This window comes from Actinomadura rifamycini DSM 43936 (assembly GCF_000425065.1).
Taxonomy (GTDB): domain Bacteria; phylum Actinomycetota; class Actinomycetes; order Streptosporangiales; family Streptosporangiaceae; genus Spirillospora; species Spirillospora rifamycini.
Window position 1 is genome coordinate 52049 of the sequence record NZ_KE384300.1, and the last position, 26915, is coordinate 78963.

At 75.5% G+C, this 26915-nt stretch carries 29 protein-coding genes; 19 read left to right on the forward strand and 10 right to left on the reverse strand.

Annotated features, from left to right (window positions below; translation table 11 throughout):
- The first annotated feature begins 45 nt into the window (after positions 1-45).
- The 5 genes from H505_RS46150 to H505_RS0133630 all read left to right on the forward strand — a co-directional run bounded on the left by H505_RS46150 (position 46) and on the right by H505_RS0133630 (position 6508).
- Complete coding sequence (locus tag H505_RS46150; RefSeq protein ID WP_034521236.1) at positions 46-1653, forward strand: alpha/beta hydrolase; 1608 nt, start codon at positions 46-48, stop codon at positions 1651-1653.
- Positions 1654-1805: 152 nt separating this feature from the next.
- Positions 1806-3467: an alpha/beta fold hydrolase gene (locus H505_RS46155; RefSeq protein WP_084551130.1), complete on the forward strand. Its 1662-nt coding sequence runs from the start codon at positions 1806-1808 to the stop codon at positions 3465-3467.
- Positions 3468-3599: 132 nt separating this feature from the next.
- Positions 3600-4442 carry a GNAT family N-acetyltransferase gene (locus H505_RS0133620; RefSeq protein ID WP_026405440.1) on the forward strand — a complete coding sequence of 281 codons (843 nt, stop codon included), beginning with the start codon at positions 3600-3602 and terminating at the stop codon, positions 4440-4442.
- A 72-nt stretch (positions 4443-4514) separates the two neighbouring features.
- On the forward strand, positions 4515-5453 hold the full coding sequence (locus H505_RS0133625) for a helix-turn-helix domain-containing protein (RefSeq protein WP_125617609.1): 939 nt from the start codon (positions 4515-4517) through the stop codon (positions 5451-5453).
- Positions 5454-5599: 146 nt separating this feature from the next.
- Positions 5600-6508: a hypothetical protein gene (locus H505_RS0133630; RefSeq protein WP_026405442.1), complete on the forward strand. Its 909-nt coding sequence runs from the start codon at positions 5600-5602 to the stop codon at positions 6506-6508.
- Positions 6509-6513: 5 nt separating this feature from the next.
- On the opposite strand, the gene H505_RS0133635 is transcribed toward H505_RS0133630, so the two are convergent.
- Together H505_RS0133635 and H505_RS0133640 are read right to left on the reverse strand one after the other, a co-directional pair.
- Positions 6514-6924: a DUF3037 domain-containing protein gene (locus H505_RS0133635; RefSeq protein WP_051301473.1), complete on the reverse strand. Its 411-nt coding sequence runs from the start codon at positions 6922-6924 to the stop codon at positions 6514-6516.
- On the reverse strand, positions 6921-7748 hold the full coding sequence (locus tag H505_RS0133640) for a HipA family kinase (protein WP_026405444.1): 828 nt from the start codon (positions 7746-7748) through the stop codon (positions 6921-6923). Before H505_RS0133640 ends, H505_RS0133635 begins: the two co-directional genes overlap by 4 nt.
- Before the next feature lie 42 nt (positions 7749-7790).
- Between H505_RS0133640 and H505_RS0133645 the strand changes: the two genes are divergently transcribed.
- Positions 7791-8447 (forward strand): cyclase family protein, encoded by a 657-nt coding sequence (locus H505_RS0133645; protein ID WP_034521239.1) that lies wholly within the window; start codon positions 7791-7793, stop codon positions 8445-8447.
- A 3-nt stretch (positions 8448-8450) separates the two neighbouring features.
- On the opposite strand, the gene H505_RS0133650 is transcribed toward H505_RS0133645, so the two are convergent.
- The gene (locus H505_RS0133650; protein WP_026405446.1) at positions 8451-9041 is read right to left on the reverse strand and encodes a GNAT family N-acetyltransferase; all 591 of its coding nucleotides are present in this window, start codon (positions 9039-9041) and stop codon (positions 8451-8453) included.
- Between the two features lie 128 nt (positions 9042-9169).
- Here H505_RS0133650 and H505_RS0133655 point away from each other — a divergent pair, with 128 nt between their 5' ends.
- Complete coding sequence (locus H505_RS0133655) at positions 9170-9913, forward strand: hypothetical protein (protein WP_026405447.1); 744 nt, start codon at positions 9170-9172, stop codon at positions 9911-9913.
- Positions 9914-9986: 73 nt separating this feature from the next.
- Positions 9987-10811 carry a TIGR03619 family F420-dependent LLM class oxidoreductase gene (locus H505_RS0133660; RefSeq protein WP_026405448.1) on the forward strand — a complete coding sequence of 275 codons (825 nt, stop codon included), beginning with the start codon at positions 9987-9989 and terminating at the stop codon, positions 10809-10811.
- A 34-nt stretch (positions 10812-10845) separates the two neighbouring features.
- Here H505_RS0133660 and H505_RS50390 read toward each other — a convergent pair whose 3' ends face one another.
- A complete protein-coding gene (locus tag H505_RS50390) occupies positions 10846-11544 on the reverse strand; it encodes a DUF4870 domain-containing protein (RefSeq protein WP_157433239.1) in 699 nt (232 codons plus the stop codon).
- A 110-nt stretch (positions 11545-11654) separates the two neighbouring features.
- On the opposite strand from H505_RS50390, the gene H505_RS46165 reads away from it, so the two are divergent.
- Positions 11655-12305, forward strand: coding sequence for a PaaI family thioesterase (locus tag H505_RS46165; protein ID WP_064743766.1), 651 nt, complete (start codon positions 11655-11657; stop codon positions 12303-12305).
- A 28-nt stretch (positions 12306-12333) separates the two neighbouring features.
- Here H505_RS46165 and H505_RS0133675 read toward each other — a convergent pair whose 3' ends face one another.
- A complete protein-coding gene (locus tag H505_RS0133675; protein ID WP_026405449.1) occupies positions 12334-13149 on the reverse strand; it encodes a helix-turn-helix domain-containing protein in 816 nt (271 codons plus the stop codon).
- Between the two features lie 87 nt (positions 13150-13236).
- Between H505_RS0133675 and H505_RS46170 the strand changes: the two genes are divergently transcribed.
- The 4 genes from H505_RS46170 to H505_RS48330 all read left to right on the forward strand — a co-directional run bounded on the left by H505_RS46170 (position 13237) and on the right by H505_RS48330 (position 17350).
- Positions 13237-14637, forward strand: coding sequence for an MFS transporter (locus H505_RS46170; RefSeq protein WP_034521242.1), 1401 nt, complete (start codon positions 13237-13239; stop codon positions 14635-14637).
- Positions 14630-15124 carry a hypothetical protein gene (locus tag H505_RS0133685; protein ID WP_157433240.1) on the forward strand — a complete coding sequence of 165 codons (495 nt, stop codon included), beginning with the start codon at positions 14630-14632 and terminating at the stop codon, positions 15122-15124. The genes H505_RS46170 and H505_RS0133685 overlap by 8 nt, the downstream gene beginning before the upstream one ends.
- Before the next feature lie 49 nt (positions 15125-15173).
- Positions 15174-15713, forward strand: a complete 540-nt coding sequence (locus H505_RS46175) for a P-loop nucleotide/nucleoside kinase family protein (RefSeq protein WP_034521243.1) — start codon at positions 15174-15176, stop codon at positions 15711-15713.
- Between the two features lie 146 nt (positions 15714-15859).
- Positions 15860-17350 carry a tetratricopeptide repeat protein gene (locus tag H505_RS48330; RefSeq protein WP_051301477.1) on the forward strand — a complete coding sequence of 497 codons (1491 nt, stop codon included), beginning with the start codon at positions 15860-15862 and terminating at the stop codon, positions 17348-17350.
- 1 nt (position 17351) lies between these two features.
- Here H505_RS48330 and H505_RS0133700 read toward each other — a convergent pair whose 3' ends face one another.
- Positions 17352-17813: a hypothetical protein gene (locus H505_RS0133700; protein WP_034521244.1), complete on the reverse strand. Its 462-nt coding sequence runs from the start codon at positions 17811-17813 to the stop codon at positions 17352-17354.
- A gap of 27 nt (positions 17814-17840) precedes the next feature.
- Between H505_RS0133700 and H505_RS0133705 the strand changes: the two genes are divergently transcribed.
- From H505_RS0133705 to H505_RS0133715, 3 genes are read left to right on the forward strand one after another with little or no spacing between them, the layout of a single operon-like run.
- A complete protein-coding gene (locus H505_RS0133705) occupies positions 17841-18521 on the forward strand; it encodes a response regulator transcription factor (protein ID WP_026405452.1) in 681 nt (226 codons plus the stop codon).
- On the forward strand, positions 18518-19858 hold the full coding sequence (locus tag H505_RS0133710) for a sensor histidine kinase (RefSeq protein ID WP_026405453.1): 1341 nt from the start codon (positions 18518-18520) through the stop codon (positions 19856-19858). The genes H505_RS0133705 and H505_RS0133710 overlap by 4 nt, the downstream gene beginning before the upstream one ends.
- Positions 19859-19868: 10 nt before the next feature.
- Entirely contained in the window at positions 19869-20858 is a 990-nt protein-coding gene (locus H505_RS0133715; RefSeq protein WP_026405454.1) for a HEAT repeat domain-containing protein, read from the forward strand.
- A gap of 294 nt (positions 20859-21152) precedes the next feature.
- On the opposite strand, the gene H505_RS46185 is transcribed toward H505_RS0133715, so the two are convergent.
- Positions 21153-21746: a TetR/AcrR family transcriptional regulator gene (locus H505_RS46185; protein ID WP_051301479.1), complete on the reverse strand. Its 594-nt coding sequence runs from the start codon at positions 21744-21746 to the stop codon at positions 21153-21155.
- 70 nt (positions 21747-21816) lie between these two features.
- Here H505_RS46185 and H505_RS0133725 point away from each other — a divergent pair, with 70 nt between their 5' ends.
- Complete coding sequence (locus H505_RS0133725; RefSeq protein ID WP_034521245.1) at positions 21817-23196, forward strand: amidase; 1380 nt, start codon at positions 21817-21819, stop codon at positions 23194-23196.
- An 8-nt stretch (positions 23197-23204) separates the two neighbouring features.
- Here H505_RS0133725 and H505_RS0133730 read toward each other — a convergent pair whose 3' ends face one another.
- The 3 genes from H505_RS0133730 to H505_RS0133740 all read right to left on the reverse strand — a co-directional run bounded on the left by H505_RS0133730 (position 23205) and on the right by H505_RS0133740 (position 25953).
- Complete coding sequence (locus H505_RS0133730; protein ID WP_026405456.1) at positions 23205-23966, reverse strand: glucose 1-dehydrogenase; 762 nt, start codon at positions 23964-23966, stop codon at positions 23205-23207.
- Between the two features lie 66 nt (positions 23967-24032).
- A complete protein-coding gene (locus tag H505_RS0133735) occupies positions 24033-24719 on the reverse strand; it encodes an endonuclease V (RefSeq protein ID WP_026405457.1) in 687 nt (228 codons plus the stop codon).
- 16 nt (positions 24720-24735) lie between these two features.
- Positions 24736-25953 (reverse strand): serine hydrolase domain-containing protein, encoded by a 1218-nt coding sequence (locus H505_RS0133740; RefSeq protein WP_026405458.1) that lies wholly within the window; start codon positions 25951-25953, stop codon positions 24736-24738.
- 96 nt (positions 25954-26049) lie between these two features.
- Here H505_RS0133740 and H505_RS0133745 point away from each other — a divergent pair, with 96 nt between their 5' ends.
- Entirely contained in the window at positions 26050-26505 is a 456-nt protein-coding gene (locus H505_RS0133745) for a flavodoxin family protein (protein WP_026405459.1), read from the forward strand.
- 90 nt (positions 26506-26595) lie between these two features.
- The gene (locus H505_RS0133750) at positions 26596-26895 is read left to right on the forward strand and encodes a Dabb family protein (RefSeq protein WP_026405460.1); all 300 of its coding nucleotides are present in this window, start codon (positions 26596-26598) and stop codon (positions 26893-26895) included.
- Positions 26896-26915 lie beyond the last annotated feature (20 nt).

The following is a 26915-nucleotide window of genomic DNA, read 5'->3' on the forward strand; positions in this document are numbered from 1 at the left end:
CGGCGCCCTCGCGGCGCCCGGAGCCGCCGATCTGAGGGGGTCAGGTTGAAAAAGGTTCTTCTCGTCACGGCCGCCGCGGTCGTGGCGGCCGGCGGCCTCGGCGCCGCCGTGCCCGCGAGCGCGGACACCGGCCGGACGGCCGGCGCCGCCGCGCCCGCCGCGCCCGGTTCGATCGACTGGGGCACCTGCGAGGTGAGCGGGCCGGACGACCCGATGAACAACGCGCAGTGCGGCACGGTCGAGGTCCCGCTGGACCACGCGAAGCCCGGCGGCCGGAAGATCTCCATCGCGGTGTCGCGGTTCAAGCACACCGATGAGGCGAACTACCAGGGCGTCCTGTTCGTGAACCCGGGCGGCCCCGGCGGCAGCGGCCTCGCGTACGCGCCCGCGCTCGCCCGCTGGATCGCCGGCACCGGCCACGCCGACGTCGCGGCCAAGTACGACATCATCGGCTTCGACCCGCGCGGCGTCGGCTCCAGCGAGCCCAGCCTCTCCTGCGACCCGCACTTCTCCGACCCGATCCGGCCCGACTACGTGCCCGCGTCGTGGCGGGAGGAGCGGGCCTGGCTCGCCAAGTCGAAGAAGTACGCGCGGGACTGCGCCGAGAAGTTCGGCGACCTCCTGCCGAACATGCGCACCACCGACGCCGCCCGCGACGTCGACGCGATCCGCCGCGCCCTCGGCCAGGAGAAGATCAGCTGGTACGGCTTCTCCTACGGCACCTACCTCGGCGCCACCTACGCCTCGCTCTTCCCCGAGCGGGTGAAGCGCATGGTGATGGACGGCAACGTCAACCCGAAGAACATCTGGTACGACTCGCAGCTCGAGCAGAACAAGGCGTTCGAGCGCAACATCAAGTCCTGGTTCGCGTGGCTCGCCGAGTGGGACTCGGTCTACCGCCTCGGCGACACCCGGGAGAAGGTCGAGGCCAAGTACTACGAGGTGCGGGCCGCCGCGGAGAAGTCGCCGATCGGCGGCCGGATCGGCCCCAGCGAGCTGGACGACATCGTGCTCAGCGCCGGGTACAACACCGCGTACTACATCCCGTTCGGCGAGGCCCTCTCGGCGTGGGCGAACGACCGGGACCCGTCCGGGCTGCTCGGCTGGCTGAGCACCGGCGGCGACGACAACTCCTTCGCCGTCTACAACGCCGTGCAGGCCGCGGACGCCCGCTGGCCGCGCAACTGGTCCAAGTGGCACAACGACGCGGTGAAGCTCGTGCGGCAGGGCTACCGCTTCAACACCTGGAGCAACGTCTGGTTCAACGCGCCCGTCGCTTTCTGGCCGTTCCAGGGCGGGCCGGAGTACCGGCTGAAGGGGAGCAAGAAGCTGCCCGGCATCCTGCTCGTGCAGTCGTCGCAGGACGCCGCGACCCCGGTCGAGGGCGGCTTCGCGATGCACAAGGTGTTCCCGTCGTCCCGCCTGGTGGTGGAGGAGGGCGGCAAGACCCACTCCAACACGCTCAACGGCAACGTCTGCCTGGACGACAAGGTCGCGGCCTACCTCGACACCGGCGCGCTGCCGGAGAGCCGCCGCGGCGCGGACGCGACCTGCGCCGCCGTCCCGGCGCTGAACGACCCGGACCCGACGGCCGTTCAGCTGAAGGCCGCCGGTGCCGGTGCGGGCAAGGACCTTCCGGTCGGACGCCCGTAGCAGCCGCGTGACCGGGTCCCGGCCGCACGGCCGGGACCCGGTCAGGATCGGGCGGGACCCGGTCAGGATCGGGCGGGACCTCCCGGTTCGGGAGGGAAACGCGCGATCCCCGGTTCGGCGGGCCGCGGCGGTGCGGCCGATAGAAAGCGAAAGTGCCGAACCACGCAGCCCGCAGGGCCCTCGCGCGCGGAACCCGGCCCCGCGGGGCCCGTCCCCGCGGGGTCCCCGTCCGCGGAACCGGCAAGCGGGCCGCCGCCGGGACGGCCGCCGCCGCGCTCGCCCTCGCGTTCGCGGGCGCCGGCGGGCCGACCCCGCCGGTCGCGCCCGTGTCCGCCGACCTCGCCCCGCCGCCCGCCGGGATCGAGTGGAGGCCCTGCCCGGCCGAAGACCCCGTCGCGGGCGCGCGCCTCAAGGGCCTGCAGTGCGCCGAGATCCGCGTCCCCGTCGACCACGCCCACCCCGGCGGGCCGCAGCTCACGCTGGCCCTGAGCCGCGCCCCGCACACCGCGCCCGAGTCCAAGGGCGCCGTCCTGCTCAACCGGGGCGGGCCGGGCGCGTACGGGCGCGACCTCCCCGCCATGTTCGCGTCCGCGCTGCCGGACGACGTCGCCGCGGCCTACGACTGGATCGGGTTCGACCCGCGCGGCGTCGGCGCCAGCGAGCCCGCCCTGAGCTGCGACGAGTCGTACCGCGACCCGGGCCGCGCGATGCCCGACCCCGTCCCGGCGGACGCGGCGGAGGAGCGGGCGTGGGTGGAGCGGGCCCGCGCCTTCGCGCGCTCGTGCGCGGCGGAGCACGGCGAGCTGCTGCCGCACATGGGCACCGCCGACTGGGCCCGCGACCTCGACGCGATCCGCCGCGCCCTCGGGCAGGAGACGATCGACTACTTCGGGTACTCCTACGGCGCCTACCTCGGCGCGGTCTACGCGACGATGTTCCCCCACCGCGTCGACCGGATGGTCCTCGACAGCGTGCCCCGGCCGAGCGGCGCCTGGTACCAGAACAACCTCGACCAGAACGTCGCGTTCGAGGAGCGCATCGGCGCCTTCTTCGCCTGGATCGCCCGCCACCACGCGACCTACCGGCTCGGGACGACCGCCGCGGACGTCCGCGCCGCCTACGACCGGGCGCGCGCCGAGCTGGAGGCCGAGCCGATCGGCGGCCTGGTCGGCCCCGCGGAACTGGACGGCCTCTTCCTCGCCGACGGCTACGCCCAGAACTCGTGGGACGCCCACGCGCGCGCCCTGTCGGCGTACGCCGTCCGCGGCGACCCGGCCCCGCTGCGCGCCGCCTGGAAGCCGCCGAGCCGGCTCGACCTCAACGGCTACGCCGTCTACACCGCCGTGGAGTGCCGCGACGGGCCGTGGCCGCGCGACTGGTCCGACTGGCGCGCCGACGCCGAGCGCCTGTACCGGACGGGGCACCGCTTCGAGACCTGGAGCAACACCTGGTACAACGCGCCGTGCGCGTTCTGGGAGGTGGGCGGCGGGCCGCGCCCGGACGTGTGGGGGAGCGCGTCGATGCCGCCGATCCTGCTCGTCCAGGCGTCGGAGGACGCCGCGACCCCGTACCCGGGCGCCGCGGAGACGCACCTCAGGTTCCCCACCTCCCGGCTGCTGGTGCAGGAGGGCGGCGGGAACCACGGCGTCACGCTGACCGGCGACGCCTGCGTCGACCGGGCCGTCGCCGCCTACCTGGGGCGCGGCGAGCTGCCCGCGAGCCGCCCCGGCCCGGACGCGACGTGCCCGGCGGGACCGCCGCCCGTGCCCGTGCGGCACGACCGGCCGGAGGAGCCGCGCGGGCCCGCCGCCTGACCGGTGGCCGGACGGGAGCCGGTTGAGGTGATCGGGCCCGGGACCGCATAGGCTTGGCCACGTGGTGCTTTCAGTGGTGAAGGCCGCCGTGCGGGGCGCGTCCCCGGCCCGGGGCGGGTAGCGGCGGTGCGCATGCTCGGCTCGGCGCCCGTGCGGGTGCTGGACGACCGGCACCGGCGCGACGCGCTGGCGATCCTCGACGCCGACCCCGTCGCGAACGTGTTCGTGGGTTCGCGGGTGCACGCCGCCGGGCTCGACCCGCGGCGGCTCGGCGCCCAGATGTGGGGCTACCTGCGCGACGGGCGGCTGGTGTCGCTGTGCTACTCGGGCGCGAACCTGATCCCGGTCGCCGCCTGCCCGGACGCCGTCCGCGCGTTCGGCGAGCGGGCGCGGGCGCAGGGGCGGCGCTGCTCGTCCATCGTCGGGCCGGTCGACACGGTCGGCGCGCTCTGGCGGATCCTCGAGCCGTACTGGGGGCCGCCGCGGGCGGTGCGGGCGGTGCAGCCGGTGATGGCGACGTCGCGGATGCCGGACGTCGAGCCCGACCCGGCCGTCCGGCGGGTGCGGATGGAGGACTTCGACGTCGTCTATCCGGCGTGCGTGTCGATGTTCACCGAGGAGGTCGGGGTCTCGCCCAACGCCGGCGACGGGGGAGTGCTGTACCGGTCGCGGGTCGCGGAGCTGATCCGGGACGGGCGGGCGTTCGCCCGGATCGAGGACGGCCGCGTCCTGTTCAAGGCCGAGATCGGGGCGGTGACGCCGCACGCGTGCCAGGTGCAGGGGGTGTGGGTCCCGCCGGACATGCGCGGCCGGGGGCTGTCGGTGTCCGGGATGGCCGCGGTGGTCGCCGAGTCGCTGCGCGGCATCGCGCCGACGGTGTCGCTGTACGTCAACGACTACAACGCGCGGGCGCGGGCCGCCTACCGCCGGGTCGGCTTCGTGGAGACCGGATCGTTCATGTCCATCCTGTTCTAGAGGTTTGTTCTTCCCTGCCCGATTACTCCCCGATACCTGACGGGAACGGTCCGAAACGGTAGCATCCGGGCCGTGGAATTCGCCGGGGCGTTGCGGCAGGCCATCCAGGCCAGCGGTCTCACCCTGGAACGCGTCCGGCACCGGCTGGAGCGCAGCGGGCTGACCGTCAGCGTGGCCACCCTCAGCTACTGGCAGCGCGGCCGCAGCCGGCCCCGGTCCCGCGCCGTCGTCGAGTCCCTGGAGGACGTCCTCGGCGTCGCGCCGGGCACCCTGACCGCCCTGCTCGACGAGACCGCCCCCGTCGCCGGGGAGGTCGCGCGGCCCGCCGCGGGCCGGGGCGCCCTCGCCGCGGGCCCGTCCGCCGGGGCGGCCGCGTTCGCGAGCGGCCTGTGGCCCGACCCCGACGGCTACGCCCGCCTCGTCGGCCAGCTCGACCGGTCCGGCGACCACCGCCTCGAACGGCTCGGCGTCCACGACGTCTACCGGCTGGACGAGACGGGCCGCACCTGGACGCTGTCGGTGCGGGCCGTGCTGCGCGCCGCCGGGGACGACATCGACCGCGTCGTCTGCGTCCACGGCACGGGCCCCGCCGGGGACGGCGGCCCCGGCGGCTGCGCCGCGTCCGGCCTCGCCGCCGCCCGCTACTGCCGTCCCGGGCGGATCCGCGCCGGGGACGGCCTGGTCGCGTTCGAGCTCGTCTTCGACCGGGTGCTGGCGGCCGGGGACACCGCCGTCGTCGAGTACGACCTCGGCCCCGTCACCGTCCCCGCGGGGGCCGGCGCGCCCGGCGGCTACGACCGCCGCTTCCCGCACCCCGTCCAGCAGTACGTCGCGGTCGTCCAGTTCGACGGCGAGCGGCTCCCGGCCCGCTGCTACGGCTTCACCGCCGAGACCGCCGACGGGCCCCGCAACCGCCTCGGGGAGCTGTGGGTCGGGACGTCCGGCAGCGCGAACCTCGCGGTCGCGAACGTGCGGCGCGGTATCGTCGGCCTGGAATGGGAGTGGCACTGACAGTGCGGTGGGAAACGCGGCGCCGTTGTGAACCTTTGCCGGTCGACTCGGGGGACGAGGCGCCTTACAGTGAGCGCGGAAGCGGAAAATCCACGAGTCAAGGCCGTTTCACGGGGGCCGGCCGGACCGGATCCGGAGGCCCAGCAGTGCAGAGTGTCGCCGAGGACGATCTTCTCCAGGTCCTGCAGTACGGTCCCTTCAACGTCGCCCTCCAGGCCGCCATCCAGGCGCGCGGCCTGAGCCTGGAGTCGCTGCGCCGCCGCCTGGAGGAGCAGGGCATCGCCGTCAGCCTCTCCACCCTGAGCTACTGGCAGCGCGGCCGCACCCGGCCCGAGCGCGCCGACTCGCTGCGCGCCGTCCGCGGCCTGGAGGCCATCCTCGAACTGCCGCGCCACTCCCTGCTGACGCTGCTGCGCCCGTCCGCCGACCGCTCCGCCGGGCCGTGGCAGTCCGTCGAGGAGCTCTGCCCCGAGCCCGGCGTCCGCGACCTGCTCGACGAGATCGGCGACCGCGGCGAGCGGCAGCTCACCGGGCTCAGCCTGCACGACCAGCACATCATCGGCTGCCGCCGGGAGCTGCGCGAGATCCGCACCCGCGCGGTGTTCCAGGCCCAGCAGCGCGGCGTGGACCGCTGGATCGCCGTCTACCACCACCCGCACGGCATCCTCCCGTCGTCCCGGACGGCCCGCGGCTGCCGCTTCGGGCGCGTCCGGATGGACGAGTCGAGCGGCCTCATCGCCGCCGAGCTGCTGTTCGACCGCGCCCTCGGCCGCGGCGAGACGTACCTGCTGGAGTACGGGTTCGGCTTCGACGAGACCGGCCCGCCGGTGACCGAGGAGGGCCGCGGCTTCCGGACCCCGCAGCACGAGTACCTCATCGAGGTCCGGTTCCACCCCGCGACGCTGCCCGCCCGCTGCTACCGGACGTGGCGGCCCGACGGCCACACCGCCCTCAAGGACTCCGCGGACCTGCGGATGTCGAGCTACCACAGCGTCCACTACATCGAGTTCGGCATGGCCGCCGGGTACCACGGCATCCGCTGGGAGTGGGACTGAGGCCGCTACAGCACCAGCAGCCGCAGGAGGCGGTCGAGTTCGGCGGCGGGGTCCTCGGTGAGGCCCGCGTGCACCGGCCCCGGCTGGACGATCGTGCTGCGCGGCGCCGTCAGCCAGCGGAACCGGGCGCCCGGGGCCTCCTCCGCCGCCTGGCCCGCCCGCTCGCCGCCCCCGCACACCGCGTCGACGCCCGCGAGCGCCGACCGGACGCCGTCCAGGTCGAGGGACGCGTCGAGCGCGTGCAGGCGCGGCGCGTCCAGGTGGGTGCGGCAGCCCAGGTAGTCGCGGGCGCGGCAGTACACGACCACGCCGACGTTCATCGCCTCGCCGCGCTCCACCCGCGGGATCACCCGCAGCGCCGCGTACTCGAACACGGTTGGCTCGTCCGCCCGCCGGATGTTGGTCGCGCCGCTCATGCCGGGCCTCCGAGCCAGTCGGGGCGGTTCGCGCCGCGCCGCGACCCGGTGTCCGGGCGGCGCCCGGACACCTCGAGGTCCGGCAGCCACTCGCGGGGCTTCCCGGCGCGCGGCAGCAGCACCTCCACGTAGGCGTCCCGGACGGCCTGCGGCCCGGCGAACCCCGGCTCCCGCTCCAGCCACTCGTCCGGCACCAGCGCGGTCACCTCCCGCAGCATCCCCTCGGTGATCCGCGGCGCCAGCTCGGCCTCCGCCGCCTCCAGGCGCGTCGCGTACCGGGTCAGGACGTGGTCGTCGACGTCGTAGGGGCCGGAGAACAGCCGCGCCGCGTTCGCCCACGCGTGGTGGAAGATCAGGCTCGCGCCGTGGTCGATCAGCCACACGTCGCCGTGCCACACCAGCATGTTCGGGTTGCGCCAGCTGCGGTCGACGTTGCCGATGTAGGCGTCGAACCACAGCAGCCGGGACGCGAAGTCCGGTTCGGGCGTCCAGCCGAGCGGGTCGTAGCCCAGCGACCCCGGCAGGAAGTCGACGCCGAGGTTGCGGCCGGTGCTGGCCTTCAGCAGGTCCTGGACGTCCGGGTCGGGCTCGTGCCGCCCGATCACCGGATCGAGGTCGATGAGCACCTGGTCGGGCACCCGGAAGCCGAGGCGGCGCGCCAGTTCCCCGGCGATCACCTCGGCGATGAGGGCCTTGCGGCCCTGCCCGGCGCCGTGGAACTTCATGACGTACGTGCCGAGGTCGTCGGCCTCGACGACGCCCGGGAGCGACCCGCCCTCGCGCAGCGGCGTCACGTATCGGATGGCTGTCACATGAGGCAACACGCCGTAACGCTACCGGGTGCCGGGATAATCGCCCGCATGGATATGCGGCTGGTGGACCTGTCGGTGCCGATCACGACCGGCATGCAGGTCTACCCGGGGGACCCCGAAGTCGAGGCGGTTCCGGCCCTCACGGTCGCCGAGGAGGGCGTGAACGTCCTGCGGCTGCACCTGGGGTCGCAGTCCGGCACCCACGTGGACGCGCCGTTCCACATCGACGACTCCCTGCCCCGCCTCGACGAGCTGCCGCTCGCCCGCTTCACCGGGCCCGCCGCGCTCATGGACGTCCGAGGGCTGCCGCCGCGCGCCCCGATCGGGCCCGGCGCGCTCCCGGCGGGCCTCGGGCCGGGCACCGTCCTGCTCGTGGCCACCGGGTGGTCGCGGCACTGGGGCACCGGCCGCTACCTCGACCACCCGTACCTCGCGCCCGCGACGGCCGAGGCGATCGTCGCGGCGGGCGTCCGCACCGTCGGGATCGACGCCCTCAGCGTGGACCCGACGCCCGCGCCGGGCTCGGACGACGTCACCCTCGCGGCGCACCGGGTGCTGTGCGGCGCCGGGGCCGTCATCGCGGAGAACCTGACGAACCTCGACGCCCTCCTGGAGGCGCCGGGACGGGCGATCGAGGCGTCCCTGTTCCCGATCCGCCTGGCGGGGGCCGACGGCGCGCCCGTCCGCGCCGTCGCCCGCATCGGCCCGTGAGGCTCAGCCGCGGCGCATGCACCAGGTGCGGGGGCCGCCGTCCGGCAGATCCACCTCGGCGGTCGTCGTGAAGCCCAGCCGCTCGTAGAACGCCACGTTGCGCTCGCTGGAGGTCTCCAGGAACGCGGGGTACCCGGCGGCCTCCGCGGCCTCGACGCCGGCCCGCACGATCGCCGCGCCGAGCCCCCGGCCCTGCGCGTCCGGGTCGACGCCGACGGTGGCGAGGAACCACACCGGCTCGGCGGGACGGAACGGCGCGACGGCGGCCTCGGCGGCCGCGTACGCCTCGGCGCGGTCCCCGGCGAGCTCGGTCATCCGGGGGCCGAGCTCGGCGAACGCGGGGGTCGGGTCGGCGTCGGGGGTCGTCCACACGGCCACGGCGCGCGCGCCGTCCGACACCCACACCCGCCCGTACTCCATCCCGACCCGGCGGAGCAGCAGGTCCTGGAACTCCCGCACCCGCTCCTCGTGGCGGTCGGCGGCGATCACGTGGCGGGTGAAGGCGTAGTCGGCGAAGGCGCGCGAGAGCGTGCGCACGGCGGCGGGCACGTCCTCCGGCGCCGCGGGACGGACGGCGGCGTCGGCGTTCGTCATGGGCGTCTCCTCTCCTCGGTTCAAGATCACAGCGTATGCGGGGGCGGGCGTGCCGGATCCGGTCGCGGCTCCGCGCCCGGCGCGCGCGGTGCGCGATAGTGGGGGCCGGACACGGCGAGGGGAGTGCCATGCGGGTCACGTGGGCGACGGACGAGGGCGACCCGAGGCGCGGCAACGAGGACTTCGTGGCGGCGGCGGCCGGCGCGGCGGTCGTCCTGGACGGCTGCGGCCTCGCGCTCGGGACCGACCTCGGCTGCGTGCACGGCACCGCCTGGTACGCGCGCTCCCTCGGCACCCGCCTGCCGGCCCGGATGCTGGACGGCCCTGGGCCGCCGGCCGGCCCGCCGGTGGGGCCGCCCGAGGGCGCGCACGTCCCCGCGGACCGGCCGCTGGTGGGGCGACTCGCCGGCGCGATCGCCGACGTCGCCGCCGCGCACCGCGCGACGTGCGACCTGGCCGTCCCGACGACGCCCGCCGCGACCGTCCTGGCCGTCCGGGTGCGCGGCGACCTGCTCGACTACCTGGTGCTGGCCGACTCGACCCTGCTGCTGGACTGCCGCGACGGCCTGCGCGAGATCACCGGCGGCGCGTGCTGGGCCGGGGCCGACCCGGCCGGCGCCGAGGCCGCGATCACCGGGACGGTCCCGCTGCGCGACGTGCGGCACGCGCTGCTGCTCACCGACGGCGCCACCCGGCTCGCCGACCGGTTCGGCGCCACCGACTGGGCCGGACTCGCCCGCCTCGCCGTCGAATCCGGCCCGGCCGCCCTGGTCGAGCGGACCCGCGAGGTCGAGCGCACCGACCCGCGGGCCGTCCGCTGGCCGCGCGCCAAGCCCCACGACGACGCCACCGCCGCCGTCTGCGCGTTCTGAGCCCCGGCCGAGGCGCCGAGCAACCGCTTGATTAGGGTGGTCGCCGCCGACGCGCGACAGAGGGGGGCCGGGGATGCGGCTGGGCGTCACGATGTTCGCCACCGACCGGACGATGCCGCCGCACGAGCTGGCGCGGGAGGCGGAGGCGCGCGGCTTCGCGTCGCTCTACCTGCCGGAGCACACCCACATCCCGGTCGCGCGGGAGACGCCGCCGCCCACCGGCGACGCCGCGCTGCCCGCCGAGTACGCGCGGACGCTCGACCCGCTCGTCGCGCTCGCCGCCGCGGCCGTCGTCACCGAGCGGATCACGCTCGGCACCGGCATCCTGCTCCCGGCCCAGCGCGACCCGATCGTCACCGCGAAGGCCGTCGCCACTCTGGACCGGCTCGCGGGCGGGCGCGTCGCGCTCGGCGTCGGCTACGGCTGGAACGCCGAGGAGGGCGCCGACCACGGCGTGCCCTGGAAGCGCCGCCGGGCGGTGGCGCGCGAGCACGTCCTGGCCATGCGGGAGCTGTGGACGCGCGAGGAGGCGTCGTTCCGAGGCGAGTTCGTCGCGTTCGAACCGAGCTGGTCGTGGCCCAAACCGGACGGGCGGGTGCCGGTGCTGCTCGGCGGCGCCGCCGGGCCCACGCTGTTCGCGCACATCGCCGAGTACGGGGACGGCTGGCTGCCGATCGGCGGCGCGGGCGTCCGGGAGGCGCTGCCCCGGCTCCGGCGGGCCTGCGCGGACGCCGGGCGCCCGATGGTCCCCGTGGTCCCGTTCGGGACGCTGCCGTCCGCCGGGAAGCTCGACCACTACGCCTCCCTCGGCATCGAGGAGGCGGTGCTGCGCGTACCCGCCGGGGACCGCGACACGGTGCTCCCGTGCCTCGACGAGTACGCGTCGTCCTACCTGTGAGCCGGGCGGGCCGGCCGGGACCGGCCCGCCCGGGTCAGCGGATCATCCGGAAGCAGAAGAACGCCGGGATGCGGAAGTACTCGCCCCGGTTCGACTTCACCGAGCCCATGATCAGTGCGACGAACGGGCTGATCAGCACCTCGAGGTACATGACGACGAGCGGGATGAGGAACACGGGGTTCTCCGTGATCACCATGGGCACCACGGAGACCAGCAGCCACGCGACGACATGGATCATCAGCGTGATCGCGTAGTTCAGCGCCTGGGCGGCGTGGTAGCGGACGAACGCCGACTCGCGCCGCTTCACGAAGTAGATGGCGAGCGGCGCGACGAAGCCGACGATCAGCGAGCCGAGGTAGCAGAACATCGCCCACATCGGCTCGTCCCCGCCGCGGGGGCCTCCGGCGTGGGGCCCTCCGGCGTGCCCGCCCGGCGGCGGCCCGTAGCCCCAGCCGCCTTGACCGCCTCCGGGGTACCCGTACTGCTGCCCGTAACCCTGCTGCCCGTAACCCTGCTGCCCGTGACCCTGCTGCCCGTAGCCTTGCTGCGCGTAATCCTGCTGCCCGTAGCCCGCCTGCCCGTAGCCCTGCTGCCCGTACCCCGGACCGCCGTGGGCCTGCCCGTGCGACCGGTCGTCGGGCGGGGCGAAGTCGGGACGGGATCCGGATGGTTGACCGTACGGCGACGGGTGGGGCGGCGGCCGGTCCGGCCCGGGGGGCGGCTGATCGGTCATACGTCGGAATCTATCCCGGAACGGTCTTCTGCCGGGGCCCAACGGAGACCCCCGGCGTACCGGGCATGTCGCGGCACATCTTAGAATTCCGTTCGGGTTAAGGAGGCTCGATGAGAGAGGTGCTCGTGGACCGCGACGTCCTGTCCGGCGACGACGAGGCGAAGCTCGCCGCGCTCGCCGCCCGGATCCGGGAACTGGCCGAGGCCATGACCCTCACCAAGGTCGCGCCCGCCGAGGCCGCCTCGGTGGCCGCCGAGGTCGCGGCGCTCACCGACCGCCTGACGGCGGAACGCCGCGCCCACCCGCCCTTCGGGGAGGTCGGCGCGGGCGGGCTCGACCGGCAGATCGCCAACCCGGTCACCGGCCGCCTCAACCCGATCGCCCCGCCCGTGGACTTCGAGGTCTCCGAGGACGGCATCGTCCGCGCCGAGTTCACGCTGCCCGCGGTGTACGAGGGCCCGCCCACGTTCGTCCACGGCGGCGTCTCCGCGATGATCATGGACCAGGTGCTCGGCATGGCCGCCGCCGCGACCGGCACCCCCGGCATGACCGCGACCCTGGAGACCCGCTACCGCCGCCCCACCCCGCTCGGCGTCCCGCTCACCGTCGAGGCCAAGGCGGGCCGCGTCGAGGGCCGCAAGGTCTACGCCGACGGCACCATCAGCGGCCCCGACGGACGCGTGACCGTCGAGGCCAGCGCGATGTTCATCGCCCCCCAGAGCGGCCCCGCCCCCGTCCCGCCTCCCCCCCGGGCGTCCTGACGGCGGACCGTCCCGGCGGCGTCCGGTCTCACCGGCACGGCGCCGCCCCCGGCGGCTCCGGCGCGCCGTCGCCGCCGAGCACCCGCAGCACCCGGCCGGGCGTCCGGCCCAGCTCGTCCCGCATGACCCGCGTGAAGTGGGCCTGATCGCTGAATCCGAGGCCGGCCGCGAGGCCGGCGAGGTCGCGCTCGCCCCCGTCGATGCGGGCGAGGGCGCGGCTGACCCGCACGCGGTTGCGGTACCGGCTCAGCGGCATCCCCACGTGGTGGCGGAACGTCCGGCTCAGGTGCGAGGGGGACGTCTCCAGCAGCCGGGCCAGCGAGACCAGGTCGGCCGCGGCCGGTTCCCCGGCGGCGACCGCCTCCCGCGCCCGGTCGGCGAGCTCGCGGCGGCCCGGCGCGGGCAGGTCGTCGGGCTGCCCGCGGAGCACCAGGCGGAGGAGGCCGAGGAGGGCCTCGGCGGCGGCGAACGCCCGGTCCGCCCCGGCGCGCAGGAGCAGGCGGTGGGCGAGTTCTAGCCGCGCGTCCACGCGGACGGCCGGGGCGCGCGCGGTCTCCATCCCAGCGGTGAGGGCGTCGCCGGTGAACTCGACCGACGTGCAGGCGTCGCCGCCCGCCGGATGGGCGAAGCGCACCTCTTCCCCCGGACGGTGCAGATAGCCGGTGGTGGTGTCCGCCGTCAGCCGCACGCCCCGGTGGTCGAGCCGGAACCGGCCCCGCCGCACCAGGACGATCTCGGCGGCGGACGCCGCCTCGGGGCCGGACCAGCGGGCGCGGTCGTCCGCGCACTCGACCGCCCGGACGACGAAGTGCGGGCTCCGGACCACCGTCTTCGCAGTACGCACCCGCACGACCCTACGCGGCGCGGCGGAAGTCCCGATCCGCATATTTCTTCAAGACCGGCCCGGTGCGCGCACCCGATGCTCGGTCCCATGCCCCTCCCCCCTCATTCGGCCGCCGCGGCGCCGCGCCGACGGGCGGTGCTGGCCGTCCTGCTCACCGGGCAGCTCATGGCCTCCATGGACGGCTCGATCGTGTCGGTCGCCGCGCAGAGCATCCGGACCGGCCTCGGCGCGGACGGCACGGCGATCCAGCTCATCGTGTCCGGTTACCTGCTGGCCACGGGCGTCCTGCTGGTCACCTGCGCACGGATCGGCGACGTCGCGGGGTACCGGCGCGCGTTCCTGCTCGGCCTCGGCTGCTTCACCGGCGCGTCGCTGCTGTGCGGCGCGGCCCCGGACGCGGCCGTGCTCGTCGTCGCCCGCATCGCGCAGGGCGCGGGGGCGGCGCTCCTGATCCCGCAGGTCATGTCGCTGATCCAGGTGCACTGGGACGGGGCGGCGCGGCGCCGGGCGCTCGGGCTGTACGGCATGGTGCTCGCCCTCGGTGTCGCGCTGGGGCAGGTCGCCGGCGGGCTCGTCACCGGCGCCGACCTGTTCGGCCTCGGCTGGCGCCCCGTCTTCCTGATCAACGTTCCGGTCGGCGCGGTCCTGCTGCTGCTCGGCCCGCGCGTCCTGCCGGACTCCCGCGGCGACGGCCGGGCGCGCCTCGACCCCGCCGGCGTGGCGCTCCTCACCGCCGCGATGGCCGCGTTCATCGTCCCGCTCGTCTTCGGTCCCGAGCGCGGCTTCCCCGGCTGGGCGTGGTTCTCCCTCGCGGGCGGCGCCGCGCTGCTGGCGGCGTTCGTCCGGCACGAGTCCGGGGCGGGGCATCCGCTGCTGGACCCGGCGGCGCTCAAGCCGGAAGGCGTCCGGCCCGGACTGGCCGCATGCTGGCTCGTCATGGGCTGCTACACGGTCTTCCTCCTCGTCCTGACCCTGCACATGCAGTCCGCGCTGGGCTTCTCCCCGCTCCGGGCGGGCCTGGCGTTCGTCCCCTACACCGTCGGCTTCGGCGCGCTGAGCCTGACCTGGCACAGGTACCCGCGGCCGTTGCGGGACGCCCTCCCGGTCGCGGGACCGATCGCCTTCGCGTGCGGGACGGTCGCGCTGGCGATCCTCGTGCGCGACCAGTGGCACGCGTACGCCTCCGCCCCGCTGCTGTTCCTCGCCGGTGCCGGGCACGCCGCCGGCTACAGCCCCCTCATCGCGCGGATCGCGTCCCTGGTGGAGCCGCGGCTCGCGTCGGCGGTGGCGGCGCTCAACTCCACCGGCCCGATGCTGGCCGGGGTGGTCGCGGTCGCGGGGCTCGGCGGCGTCTACTTCGCGGCCCCCGCCTCCGCCGCGGGACTCCTCCGCGTGGCCGCCGCCGTGGCCGTCCTGCTCGCGCTCGGCGCGGTGTGCGCGGCACGGGCGTTGTCGTACCGGGCGGCTACGCTGCCGGACCATGCATGAGATGGCCGCGATGGCCGGATTCTTCGCCGCCCACGGTGTCTGGAGCGTCTCGGACGGCGAGACGCTGATCCCGATGCTCGCCTACGAGCACCCGAACGGCGAGCGAGGCATGGACCGGCTGGTCCACGACGACGTCGGGAATGCCGCGGCGGCCGGGCAGGAGGCGCTGCGCACCGGCCGCGACGGCTGGGTCCGCGCGGCGCTCGTCGTCGACGCCTACCTCCACCTCGACACGGGGCGCGTCGACGCGCTGGTCGTCGAGTCCGTCGAGTACGGGTCGTCCCCGCGGTCGCTGAAGATGGCCGTCCCGTACCGGCCGCAGCAGGCGCCCCGGGGGTTCGGCGTGTACCGGCCCAAGTTCATCGAGGTCGCGGGCGTCGACGATGCCGATCTGCCCGCCCTGGCCGACGCCTTCTTCGCCGGCGTCGACTCCCACGAGCAGGCGGCCGCCGTCTGGAACGCCCACCTGGTGGACGAGTCGGTGTGACCGCGCGCCCCGTCGACGCCGCCCGCGGCGGGGCCCATGATGGGGCGGCATGACGCAACCGCTCGCCGTCCTGGTCAACGGGCTGCCCGGGGCCGGGAAGACGACCCTCGCCCGGCAGGTGGGGCCCCGCCTCGGGCTGCCGGTGTTCAGCAAGGACGTCATCAAGGAGACCCACGCCGACGTGCTGGGCACCGAGTCGCCGGGCCTGCCGCAGCGCCGCTGGAACTCGATGCTCGGCGCGGCGGCGAGCGAGACGATGTGGTCGCTGCTGGCGGACGCGCCCGCCGGCGCGGTGCTGGAGTCGAGCTGGCCCCCGGACGTCCGCGGCCTGGTCGTGCGGGGGCTCGGCCGCGCCGGGAACCCTCGGACGGTCGAGGTCTGGTGCGACGTCCCGCTGGAGACCGCCCGGCGCCGCTTCGAGGACCGGCACCCGCGCCACCCGGTCCACGGCGAGCCGCTGACGGACGCCGAGTGGGAGGACCGGCGCGGCGCCCGGCCGCTCGGGCTGGGCCCGACCCTGCGGGTCGATACCGCGCGTCCGGTCGATGCGGACGCCGTCGTCGAGTGGATCCGCGCTCGGACGCCGTGAGCTGCCGGGAACCGCCCTGCCGGCGCGCGTCCCCGCCGCGTCCGTGTGGTCCCGGACGGCCGCGGAAGTCTGTAGCGGAAGGGAACCGGGACCGGCCGGGGGGCGTCCAGGCAGGAAGATCATCCGAACTTCCGAAGGGACGCCACATGGGTTACCCGGCCGAGTCTGTCGAGCTGTACGAGCGCGGGACGGCCGCGCTGGACGGCGGTCGGGGAGAGGAGGCCAGGGAGCTGTTCCGGCGCGCCTACGACGCCGGCCACCCGGGCGGCGCGCACCAGTTGGGGTGGGGCGCGTTGGCGCGCGAAGAGGACGACCGCGCACTGGAATGGTTCCGGCGGGCCGCCGAGATGGGGTACGCGGCGAGCGCCTTCGAGGTCGGCTGGGCCATGGACCAGAAGGGCGACCTCGCGGAGGCCGAGCGGTGGTACCGGCAGGCGGCCGAAGGCGGGCACGTCGGCGGCATGCTGAACCTCGGGTCGATCCTCGAGAAGAAGGACGGGACGGCCGAGGCCATGGACCTCTACCGCCGGGCCTGGGAACGGGGGGAGGACAAGGCGGCGTTCAACCTCGGCAGGCTCTTCGACGATGGAGGCAAGGGCGACCTGGACGCCGCCGCGACCTGGTACGGCCGCGCCGCCGAGCGCGGCAACGCCGTCGCGGCCTTCAACCTCGGGTTCGTCCGCGAGGATCAGGGCGACCTCGACGGGCGCGAGGCGGCGTGGCGGCGCGCGGCCGACCTGGGGCACCCGAAGGCCGCCTATGCCGTCGGCACGGTACGCGACCGGGCGGGGGACGAGGACGCCGCCGCCGCGTGGTTCCGCCGCGCCGTCCGGGAGCACGGCAGCGAGGCCGCCGCCCGCAAGCTCGGCGACATCTATATGCACCGGGACGACGCCCGGCGCGCCCGGTACTGGAGCCGCTTCCCGTCCGGCCTCGACGACTACAGCACGGAGTTCGAGCTGTTCGCCGGGGCGGGGTCGGCCGCCGCGATCCACCGGCAGGACGTCCTCTACAAGGAGATCGACACCGACGGCTACGTCGAGTTCGACCTCGACGCGCGGACCCTCACGGTCGGCGGCCGCACCTTCCGCGGCGTCACCCTGCTCGGCAGCTTCTCCCGCCTCGACGACAGCTGGCTGTGGGCCTGGGCCAACGGGAACCTGGCCCCGGACGGGCCCGCCGTCGCGCCGCTGCGCACGATCCGCGAGTACGGCGAGCGGCACGACGTCCCCGAGCTGGTGACGGGACGGCTCGACCTGAGCGGCTTCCCGGACCCGCGGCAGGCCGCGGTGACGATGGCCATCGGGGCCGCCGCGCTGCTCGGCGGGAACGGCGTGCACAGCTGCGCCGTCAACGACGGGAAGGGGTCGAGCTTCTTCCACATCGACGACCCGTCGCTGCCCGCCGCGCGGTTCGACCGGCTCGCGGCGCCGCGCCTGCTGACGACGGCCTCCCAGGTCTTCCCGAACGACCACCGCAACGTCGTCCAGGGGTTCCTGGCGCACTACGGGTTCCGCATCCGGATGTCCGCCGACGCCATCGACGGCGTGTCCCCGGACGGCGACCGGGTGACCGTCGCCTTCACCGAGGACGGGCTCATCGAGGCCATGACGGTGGGGCGCGAGGAGGACGCCTGACTCAGTACTCGTACACCCTGATCACCGGGTCGCGGCCGTTCCACGACGCGATGATCGACGACGTGCGGCGGTCGGCGCGGAAGTCGACGCGCAGCCAGCCCCGCGCGCCCGTCACGCGGGTCTCGAATCCGGGGTTCGGCGTCGCCGACACCAGCCGCACCTCGCCGCCGCGCAGCGACATCGCGGCCTGCCCGCCCTTCACCGCGTAGCTGCGCACGTTCCCCGGCGGCCGCGGCGCCGCCGGGCCGGGTGCCCGGTCGCGCCCGCCGGCGTCCGGCCGCGCGGTCGGACCGGCGGTCGGCGCGGTCGGGCTCCCGCGGATCACGGGGCCCGCGATCGGCGGCGGCGCGGCCCGTTCGGACACCGTCGCCCGCACCACGTCGCGGACGCCGAGCCATGACAGCGTCACCGCGAGCGCGGTCACCCCCGCCCACGGGGCAACATACGACATCACGCGACGCATCAGCACATCGTGGCATACGGTGCCGCCATGGCAAGTGTTCTGGTGGTCGAGGACGACGCCGACGTCCGTTCCGCCCTGATGCGGGAGCTCGGTGCCCGCTCCCACGTCGTGCGCAGCGCCGGAACCGCGATGGACGCCCTCCGCGAGGTCACCCGGGAGCCGCCCGACGTCGTCATCCTCGACCTCGGGCTGCCCGACCTCGACGGCGCCGAGGTGCTGAAGATGCTCCGCGGCGTCTCCGACGTCCCCGTCGTCATCGCCACCGCCCGCGACGACGAGCCCGAGATCGTCCGGCTGCTGCACGCGGGCGCCGACGACTACCTCGTCAAGCCGTTCTCCGCCGAGCACCTCAACGCCCGCCTCGCCGCCGTGCTGCGCCGGTCCGCGCGGTCCGGGCCCGCCGCCGAGCTGACCGTCGGCGGCCTGCACATCGACCTCGACCGCCGGGAGGCCAGCCTGGACGGCGCGGGCCTCGGGCTGACCCGCCGCGAGTTCGACCTGCTCGCCTACCTCGCGGCCCGCCCCGGCCGGGTCGTCGCCCGCCGCGAGCTCCTCGCCGAGGTGTGGCGGCAGGCGTACGGGGACGACCAGACCATCGACGTGCACCTGTCGTGGCTGCGCCGCAAGCTCGGCGAGACCGCCGCCGCGCCCCGCTACCTGCACACCGTCCGCGGCGTCGGCGTCCGGCTCGCCGCGCCCGAAGCATGAGGCGGACGCTCGTCCTGGTGTCCCTCGCGGTCACCTCGATGGTCGCGCTCGCGTTCCTCATCCCGCTCGCCCTCACGGTCCGGGAGATCGCCCGGGACCGCGCCCTCACCGCCGCCGAACGCCAGGCCAGCGCCCTCGGCCCGGTCCTCGCCGTCACCGAGGACCCCGCCGCGCTCGAACGCGCCGTCGCCAGCACCCGCGCGGGCGCCGCCGGCCGCATGACCCTGCACATGCCGGGCGGCGCGACCGTCCCGGCGGGGTCCCGCGGCGACGTCAACGCCGACCCCCGGCAGCTCGACCGGGCCGGCCGCCGCGGCCGCGCCTACACCGTCCGGGTGCCCGAGGGGTACGCGCTCCTGCAGCCGGTCGCGCTGGACGCCGGCCGCATCGCCGTCATCGAGGTGTTCGTCCCGTCCGCCGACATGTCCCGCGGGGTGCTGGAGGCGTGGCTCGTCATGACGGCCGTCGCCGCGGCCCTCGTCGCCGGGTCGGTCGCCGTCGCCGACCGGCTCGGCAACCGGATGATCCGGTCCACCCGGCGGCTCGCGGTGGCCGCGACCGCGTTCGGCGACGGGGAGCTGAGCGTGCGCATCGAGCCCGACGGCCCGCCTGAGCTCGTCGAGGCGGGCCGCGCCTTCAACGCCATGGCCGACCACGTCGTCCAGCTCCTGGCCGCCGAGCGCGAGATGGCCGCCGACCTCTCGCACCGCCTGCGCACCCCGCTCGCCGCGCTCCGGCTCAACGCCGAGGCGCTCGGCCCGGGACCCGTCGCCGACGAGACCCGCGAGGCCGTCGACCGCATCGAGCGCGAGGTCGACCAGATCATCCGCACCGTCCGCCGCCCCACCGGGCGCGGCAGCTGCGACGCCGCGAAGGTCCTGCGGGACCGCGTGCGGTTCTGGTCCGTCCTCGCCGAGGACGAGGGCCGCGCCTGCGAGCTGATCGGCGCCGAGGAGCCCGCGCCGCTCCCGCTCCCCGGCACCGAACTCGCCGCCGCCGTCGACGCCCTCCTCGGCAACGTGTTCCGGCACACCGCCGAGGGCACCGCCTTCGCCGTCACCCTGCACCAGGGGCAGGGCGTCACCGGCATCCTCGTCGCCGACGGCGGCCCCGGCATCGCCGACCCCGACGCCGCCCTGCGGCGCGGCAGCAGCGGCGGCGGCTCCACCGGCCTCGGCCTCGACATCGCCCGCCGCGCCGCCGAGTCGACCGGCGGCCACCTGCGCATCCACCGCTCGGTGCTGGGCGGCGCCCAGATCCAGATGTGGTTCCGCACGAAGTACCTGCCGCCGCCCCGCCGCTCCCGCCGGCTCGTCCGCCGCCGCCACGCCCGCTAGCGTCGGGCGCATGCACGCCATCGGAGTCGAGGCCGTCCACAGGAAGCAGACGGCCTGCCCCGCCCGGTTCGCCTTCGTCGTGCTCGACTTCGAACCGGCCGCGACGTACGCGTTCGTGAACGCGCTCGCCCCCGGCGCGATGGAGTACCCCGACTCCCAGGCACGGTTCGTCCCGGTCGTCGACGGGACCGCCCGCGAGCGGCTCGAGAACCACTTCGGCGCCGGACCCCTGCCCGTCCGCGTCACCCTCCGCGCCGCCCGCGACCACCCGACCGACTCCGACGACGCGAGCTTCCGCTTCGCGACGGCCCGGGCCGTCCACCTGGCCCTCGAACGGACGGGCCGAGAACGGGCGCTCCTCGCCGTGACCCTCGACCCGCCGACCGTCGCGGGCCTGCTGCCCCTCCTCGACGACCCGCGCCACGTCTTCCAGGCGCTCGACCTGTGCGGCGACCTGTTCCGCGAGCCGGGGCCCGCCGCCCCCGCGTCGCCGTCCCCGCGCGACACCGCCGACCTCCTGCGGCCGCTCGCGCGCCTGGCGGGCTCCCCGGACGACCGCGTCGCGCTCCGCGCCGTCCGCGTTTTGGCGCGGGCGCCCCACCGCCGCGCCCGCGACCTCGTCGCGGGCGCGCTGGCCCGCCCCGGCGGCGAGGCCCGCGACCTGGCCGTCCGCACGCTCGCCGAGCGGGGCGACGCCCGCGCCGCGCGCCCCCTCGCGGAGATCCTCGCCCGCGACCGGCTGCCGAAGGACATCGAGTGGGCCGTCCACGCGATGAAGGACCACGCGTCCGTCCTGCTGCCGCCGGTCCGCGCCCGCCTGGACGCCGCCGTCCCCGGAGCCCTCGAACCCTTCCTGTTCGAGCTCGTCTGCCAGGTCTCCCGCTGGGGCGGGACCGCCGCGCCGCTGGCCCCGTCCCTGCGGCGCCTCGCCGTCGACGACGGCACCTGGACGTCCCGCGAACTGACCCGGGCCCTCGCCCGCGCCACCCCGCCCCGCTGACCGCCCCGCCCCCTGCCGTGGAGACGGTGACCGTGCCAGCGGTAACTGGCGAATTAGCTGGCCAGGTGCGCGAAAGGCAGGCGCGGAGGCTCTGTGGATCTTGGTCTTATAAGTCCGGCTCAGCGCATCCCTAAGGGAGTCTTAAGGGGCGGGGCGGGGGGTCTGCGGGGGGCTAGCTTCGTTGTGTCGCGTCCCAGACCCGGTGGAGGTGCACTGGCGGACGGAGAAGTGGCGGCCGGACCTGGGGTCCGGCCAGGTTCCTGATTGAGACAGGATCCGGCCCGTACGGTCTCGTTACCCCGCTCTGGGACCGTCCGGGCCGGTTCCGTTTTCCCGGGGGAACGCGCCGAAGAGCAGGAGCCGGAAGGCGTCCGCGGTGCCGCCGGCGGTCGGGTCGCCGGTGGCGAGGCGGCGGATCGCGAGGCCGTACAGGAGCGCGACGACGGTGGGGGCGTGCCGTTCGGCGTCCGGGATGCCGAGCGCGGTGAGGACGGCGGCGGCGAGGCGGTCGTACGCCTCGACGGAGCGGGTCGCCGTCTCGCGGACGCCGGGGTCGCGGGCGGCGTGCAGGTGCAGTTCGAGGTTGGCGAGCTGCTCGGGGCCGTCCGCGAAGTCGATGACGGCCTTCTCGACCTGGTCGGGGGCCTGGAAGGGCGCGACGCCCGCGTCGGCGAGTTCGGCGAGGCGGGCGGTGATGCGGGCGAGTTCGAGGTCGACGAAGGTCTGCAGCGCCTCGCGCAGCAGGCCGTCCTGGCTCGGGAAGTGGTAGGTCAGGGAGCCGAGGGAGACGCCGGCCGCCTTGGCGACGGCGCGGTTGGTCACGGCGCCGATGCCCCGCTCGCCGATCAGGCGGAGGGTGGCGCTGAGGATCTGGTCGCGGGCGCTCATCGAGGTTCAGTCTTCCCCATCGCGCGCGCCGCGGATATCGTTCGTTCGAACGAACGAGAGGGGTGGTCGCGTGGATCTCGGGCTGGCCGGGCAGGCGGACGCGCTGGCGCACGGCGACGTGTCGAGCCGGGAGCTGGTGCGGGCGTCGCTGGACGCGATCCGGCGGCGGGACGATCTGGGCGCGTTCCGGGTCGTGCGGGAGGAGGCGGCGCTGCGCGAGGCCGCGGCGGCGGACGAGCAGCTCAGGGACGGCGAACGGCTGCCGCTGCTGGGCGTCCCGGTCGCGATCAAGGACGACACCGACGTGGCGGGGGAGACGACGCCGTTCGCGGTCGGCGGCGAGCACCCGGTGCGGACGCGGGACGCCGAGGTGGTGCGGAAGCTGCGGGCGGCCGGGGCGATCGTGGTGGGCAAGACGACGACGTGCGAGGTCGGGCTCTGGCCGTTCAGCGAGTCGCCCGAGTACGGGGTCGCGCGGAACCCGTGGAACCCCGCGTACACGCCGGGCGGCTCGTCGGGCGGCTCGGCGGCGGCCGTGGCGGCGGGGATGGTCGCGGCGGCGGTGGGGTCCGACGGGGCCGGGTCGATCCGCATCCCGGCGGCCTGGACCGGACTGGTCGGGATCAAGCCGCAGCGGGGCCGCGTGTCGGGGTTCCCGCACACCGACCCGTTCAACGGCATCACGGTGTGGGGGCCGCTCGCGCGGAGCGTGGAGGACGCCGCGCTGCTGCTCGACGTGCTCACCGGGAGCCGTCCGGAGGACGCCTACCGGCTGGACCCGCCGCTCCGGCCGTTCGCCGAGGCGGCGCGGCGGGACCCGGGGCGGTTGCGGGTGGCGGTGTCGTTCCGGACGGCGTTCGGGGCGAGCGGCCGGCTCGACCCGGAGATCCGGGCGGGCGTCGAGCGGCTGGCGCGGCGGCTGACCGAGCTCGGGCACCGGGTCTTCCCCGCCGACCCCGACTACGGGCCGGTGGGGCTCGGGCTGGTCCCGCGCGGGACGGCCGGGGCGGCCGACTGGCTCGACGCGATGAACGCCCCGCGGCCCGAGGCCCGCACCGAGGTGGAGGCCCGGATCGGGCGCGTGGTCGGCCGGCGCCTGCTGCCGCTGGTCAGGAAGATGGACCCCTACCTGTGGCGCAGGGTCGGGCGGATCTTCCGGTACGCGGACGTGGTGCTGACGCCCACCACCGCGTCACGCCCGCTGCGGATCGGGGCCTTCGAGGGGGCCGGGTACCGGAGGACGCAGTCCGCGGCCGCGGCGGCGTGCCCGTACGCGTGGCCGTGGAACGTCCTCGGGTGGCCCGGCGTGAACGTGCCCGCCGGGCTCACCCGGGACGGCCTGCCGTTCGGCGCGCAGCTCCTCGGCCGCGACTCGGACGAGGCCACGCTGATCTCCCTCGCGGCGCAGCTCGAGGCCGTCGAGGGGTGGGCGGACCGGCGGGCCGCCTGACGGGCGGGTCAGTAGCCGGCGCCCGTGAGCATGCCGCCGTCCACCAGGACCTCGCTGCCGGTGCAGTAGGACGAGTCGTCGGACGCCAGGTACACGACGAGGCCCGAGACTTCCTTCGTCTTGCCCATGCGGCCGAGCGGCAGCGCCTTCAGGAAGGCGTCGGCGCTGTCGGCGGTGGCGGCGACGACGTCCTCCTGTAGGGAGAGCGGGGTCAGGACGCCGCCGGGATGGATCGAGTTCACCCGGATGCCGTCGGCGCCCAGCTCGCGGGCCGCGGCCTTCGTCAGGCCGCGGATCCCGAACTTGCTGGCGCTGTAGGCGGCGAGGCCGGACGCGCCGATGAACCCCTCGGTCGACGAGACGTTGATGATCGAGCCGCCGCCCGCGTCCCGCATGGCGGCGGTCACCGACTTCACGCCGAGCCACTGGCCGACGAGGTTCACGTCGAGGACCTGCTTGAACTCGTCGACGGACATGTCCTCGATGCGCTTGTGCCGCATGATGCCCGCGTTGTTCACCAGGACGTTCAGCGATCCGTAGGTCTCGACGGCGGTCCGGACGGCGGTCGCCCAGTCGTCCGGGCTCGCGACGTCCATCCGGACGAACCGGGCGTCGTCCCCGACGTCGGCCGCGAGCTTCGCGCCCTCCTCCTCGAGGACGTCGCCGAACACCACCTTCGCGCCCTCGGCGACGAACCGGCGCACGTGCGCCTTCCCCATGCCGCGCGCGCCGCCGGTGATCAGCGCCACCTTGCCGTCGAGCCGTCCCATCAACGCTCCCTCTCGCCGTACCGTCGCAGCAAAACTAGCGAACGCTTGGTTGGCGAACAAGGGGCGTCAGCCGCGCAGCGCGTCCCGCGACAGCCGGTCCGCGCGCCGCGTCGTCTCCGGCAGCCGGTGCTCCGGCGCCAGCCCCAGGACGGTCCGGCACGCGGCGTCGAGGCCCGCGCGGTGCCCGACGGACACGAACACCGGCTTGACGCCGTCCTGCGTCCGCAGCACCCGCCCCACGACCTCGCCGCCGACCGTGAGCGGGCTCGTGTCGCCCCGCCGCCCGCCGGGCGCCGCGTACGCGCCGACGAACGCGGTCTTGCCGACCCCGATCGTGGGGAGGCCGGTCAGCACGCCGAGATGGCAGGCGAGCCCGAACCGGCGCGGGTGCGCGACGCCGAACCCGTCGCAGACGAGCAGGTCGGGGACCGTCCGCAGGTCGCGGAGCGCCTCGATCAGCGTGGGCAGCTCGCGGAACGCGAACAGGCCCGGGACGTACGGGAACGCGGCCGTCCCGACGGCGACCGACTCCTCCACCACCCGCAGCGTGGCGGCGTCCAGGACGACCGCCGCCGCGGCCAGGCGCGTGCCGGTCCCGCCGCCGTCGCCCGCGTACGAGACGTCCAGTCCGGCGACCGTCCGGGGGCGCTCGGGGCCGGGGGAGTCCAGGTCGAGCAGGGGGCGGAGCCGGTCCTGGATCGCCTCCGCCTCCTCCGGCGCGGACGGCCACGGGTGAAGATCGCGTACCTCCATGGAGCGGGACGGTATCTCAGCCGAGCGCGGCGTACGCGGCCTCGACGAGCCGGTAGGCGCGCAGGTCGCCGCCCAGGTCGCCCATGCGGTTCGGCAGGTAGGCGAGGGCGAGTCCGGCGTCGGGGTCGCCGAGCCCGATCGAGCCGCCCGCCCCCGTGTGCCCGAACGCCGTGTCGCGTCCGGCGGCCGGGACGAAGAACGTCTGCGCCGGACGCATGAAGCCGAGGCCGAACGCGCTGTCGATCAGCATCGTGCGGTCGGGGCCGCTCACCCGGGGCCGGATCGCCTCGCGGAGCGTGTCCGGGCGCAGGATCCGGCCGGCGACGAGGTCGCGGTAGAAGCCGGCGAACGCGGGGGCCGTCGCGATCATCCCCGCCCCCGGCCAGCCCGCGCGCAGGACCACCGGGTTGTTGTAGCCGCCCTTGCCGGGATGGGGGTTGTTCATCGCGCGGTTCATGCGGCTGTCCGGGTCGGTGTACGCGCTCGCGAGGCGGTCGAGGAGCGAGGCATCGCCAGCGGGACGCGGCGCATCGGTGCCGCGGGCGGGACGCGGCGCATCGGTGCCGCCGGCGGCCGTCGGTGCGCGGCCCGCCGTCATCTTCGCGGCCCGCTCGATGACGTCGTCCGGGGCGCCGATCCACAGGTCGCGGTCGCGGGCGAACTCGTCCCGGACGAACGCGCCGACCGTCCGCCCGGACAGCCGGCGCACGATCTCCCCGGCCAGCCACCCGTAGGTCAGCGCGTGGTAGCCGTGCCCCTCGCCGGGCGTCCACTCGGGTTCCTGCGCGGCCAACTCGGCGGCGCGCGCCGGGGCGTCCGCGGCCTCCTCCGCCGACACCGGACGGGCGAACGCGGGCAGTCCGGCCTGGTGCGACAGCAGGTGCGCGGCGGTCGTCGCGTCCTTGCAGGCGGCGCCGAACTCGGGCCACCAGGCGGTGACCGGGCCGTCCACCTCGTAGGCGCCGCGCTCGGCGAGCAGCAGCGCGGCGGCGGCCGTCACCGCCTTGGTGCAGGAGAACCCGAAGCAGGGCGTGTCGGCCCGCCACTCGCGGCCGGTGCGGCGGTCGGCCGTCCCGCCCCACAGGTCCACGACCTTGCGGTCGCCCGCGTACACCGCGACGGCGGCGCCCAGTTCGCGCCGCTCGGCGAAGTTCCGCTCGAACGCTTCGCGGACGCCGGCGAACGCGGGGTCGCAGTGGCCCTGCACGCCGGGCACGTCGGGGGGCACGGTCATGGGAGTCTCCTGCCTTTCCACGGGGACGTTCATCGAATCACGTTCGGGAACGTGCTCGCGATCAGGGGCGCGGCCGCGCGTCTAGAGTCGGAGGCGATGAAGAGGCTGCTGATCGTCCACCACACCCCGTCGCCGAACCTCCAGGCGATGTACGAGGCCGCGCGGTCCGGCGCGTCCACCGACGAGGTCGGGGGCGTCGAGGTCGTGGCCCGCCCGGCGCTGACCGCGTCGCCCGTGGACGTCCTGGAGGCGGACGGCTACCTGCTCGGCTCCCCGGTCAACCTCGGCTACCTGTCGGGCGCCCTCAAGCACTTCTTCGACCAGGTGTACTACCCGTGCCTGGAGGAGACGGTCCGCCGCCCCTTCGGCGCGTACCTGCACGCGGGAAGCGACGCGACGGGCGCGCTGCGGGCCCTGGAGTCGATCACCACGGGGCTGAAGTGGCGCGCCGTCCGGCCGCCCGCCGTCGTCACGGGCGAGCCCGGCCGCGCGGCGCTCGAGGAATGCTGGGAGCTCGGCGCGATGGTCGCCGCCGAGCTCGGCACCGTCTGAGCGCCCCGCCGGACGGGCGCGCCGGGCACGCGACGCGCCGGGGCGCGGCGACGGCCGCGACGGAGATCGCGACCCCGCTAACGTGCCGACATGAGCGGATTTCGGCATGTGGTGATGTTCAGGTGGGCCGAGGGGACGACCACCGGCCAGCAGGAGGACGTGGCGGCGCGGCTCGCGGAGCTGCCGGCGCTCATCCCGGAGATCCGGGAGTACTCCATGGGCGCCGACGCGGGCGTGAGCCCGGGCGCCTACGACTTCGTGGTGGTCGCGGACTTCGCCGACCGCGACGCCTACGTCGTGTACCGGGACCACCCGGCGCACCGGGAGATCGCGGACGGGCGCATCGCGCCGATCACGGCCGAGCGGGCGGTCGTCCAGTACGAGCGCTAAGGGCACCGAGCAAGCGCTTG